Origin of the sequence: Streptomyces calidiresistens (genome assembly GCF_014141525.1) — a bacterium.
Lineage (GTDB): Bacteria > Actinomycetota > Actinomycetes > Streptomycetales > Streptomycetaceae > Streptomyces > Streptomyces calidiresistens.
Window position 1 is genome coordinate 1 of sequence record NZ_VKHS01001370.1, and the last position, 809, is coordinate 809.

Annotated in this window: 1 protein-coding gene; it reads right to left on the minus strand. The window is 71.6% G+C overall.

Going from position 1 to position 809, the window contains the following annotated elements; translation table 11 throughout:
• Nucleotides 1-773 (minus strand): class I SAM-dependent methyltransferase (locus tag FOE67_RS27365; RefSeq protein WP_182667500.1); only part of this gene is annotated, 773 nt, incomplete at its 3' end.
• Nucleotides 774-809: the final 36 nt, after the last annotated feature.

An 809-nucleotide genomic window follows, 5' to 3' on the forward strand; every position in this document is an offset into this window, starting at 1 on the left:
TAAGAGACAGACCTCAGCCGGGCCCGCCACAGCTCCTCGCACGGCCAATTCCGCGCCCACTCGGCGGTCAGGTAGTCGTACTCCCGGTGGGCCTTCTCCGGCGCCCGGATCTCCACCAGGTCCTCCACCTCGAAACCGCAGGAGCGCAGCAGCCGCAGCATCTCCCCGTGCGGAAGGGTGAACTCGAAGGACTGTCCCCAATCGAGTCGTCGGGTGCCGAACTGCGGGCGCAGCAGCCTCGGACCCGCCGGGCCGTCCTCCGCCGCGCACAGCGCGAACAGCGGCGAGGGGCGCAGGAAGACCAACCGGCCGCCGGGACGCAGCACCCGCGCCGCCTCCGGGATCCAGCGGTGCGGATCGCACCACAGCGAGGCGCCGTACTCGCTGATCGCCAGATCGAACTCCCCTTCGTCGTACGGCAGTTTCTCGGCGTCCCCGTGCACGAGCGGGAAGTCGAGCCCGAACTCCACCGCCATCCGCCGGGCGACCTCCAACTGCCCCTCGGAGATGTCGATCCCCGTCGGGTGGGCACCGGCCCGGGCCAGCCAGGCCGAGACGTACCCGGTGCCGCAGCCCAGCTCGATCACCCGCTTCCCGGCCACATCCGGCGGGAACACCGACAGCTCCGACTCCGGCGTCCGCCACAGGCCCCAGCGCGGCTCGGACGCCGCCCAGTGGTCCCGCGCCAGGGGACCGTGATCGGCCACCCCGTGGTCGTTCCAGTACGCCCGGTTCGCCTCGACGTGTTCCGCCCGCTCCTCGTCCGTGGTCATCAACCCATCGGAACCCACCGCCCCGCCCCTCACAAC